A 1,175-nucleotide genomic window follows, 5' to 3' on the forward strand; every position below is an offset into this window, starting at 1 on the left:
TGAATAGCCGCTAGATCTGTAGACGCCTTCTTCCCCAAAAACTGAGGCAAGGAGGCCTACATGGGCAAAGCCAATTTCACGGAAGAGTTCAAGCGCGATGCGGTGCGCCAGATCACAGAGCGTCGCTATCGGGTTGCTGAGGTTTCGCAGCGTCTCGGCGTCAGCCAGCATTCGCTCTACGAATGGAAGAAGAAGTTTGCCGCGTCGAACGCCAATGGGAATGAAGAGGCCGAGGAGATCAGGCGGCTGAAGAAGGAACCGGCTCATGTCACCGAGGAGCGCGACATCCTAAATTGAAGCCGGACAAGCAATCGATCCAGTGAATCGATTGCCCGGCGGAACGCGTCCGCGTATTTCGCCAGGGATGCAAAGTGAAGTACGCGTTCATTGCCCTGCATCGCCTGCAGTTTTCGGTGCGGACGATGTGCCGCTTTTTGCGGGTTCATCCCAGTGGGTTTTATGCCTGGCTGAAGAACCCGCTGAGCAGGCGAGCCAACGAGGACAAGCGGCAGACCGATCTGCCCCTGAAGGCGTGGGAAGAGAGCGGCAAGGTCTACGGTTATCGCAAGCTGCACGAAGACCTTCTCGATCAGAGCGAGATGTGCTGCCCGAACCGGGTCGCGCGTCTGACACGTCTCGCCGGGATCAAGGCTGAGATCGGTTACAAACGCCGTCCCGGCATCCATGGCGTCAGGCCTGCCGTCGCTATCGACAACACACTCGACCGGCAATTTGACGTCGCGGCTCCGGACAAGGCCTGGGTCACGGACATCATCGACATCCGAACCTGCGAGGGCTTCGCTTACCTTGCGGTCGTCATCGACCTCTATTCCCGTCGTGTGATCGGCTGGGCGATGCAGAGCCGACAAACCACCGACGTCGCGTTGCAGGCTCTGCTCATGGCGGTGTGGCGACACAAACCGAAGAACAAGGTGCTGATTCCTTCGGACCAGGGCTCGCAATTCACCAGCATGGACTGGGCCTCGTTCCTCACGCGCCACAATCTGGTTCACTCGATGGGCCGACGCGGCAACTGCCGTGACAATGCGGTGGCCGAGAGCTTCTTCAATCTTCTGAAGCGAGAGCGAATACGCCGCAGGGTCTACCGCTCACGCGATGAAGCTCGCAAGCACGTGTTCGACTACATCGAAATGTTCTAAAACCCGAAACGCAAG

General features: G+C 58.5%; 1 pseudogene. It reads left to right on the top strand.

Going from position 1 to position 1,175, the window contains the following annotated elements:
- Window positions 1–60: 60 nt before the first annotated feature.
- Window positions 61–1,157 (top strand): annotated as a pseudogene (locus ACX93L_RS21695) (IS3 family transposase); the annotation flags it as partial.
- Window positions 1,158–1,175 lie beyond the last annotated feature (18 nt).

It is taken from the genome of Rhizobium sp. CAU 1783, from assembly GCF_054551725.1.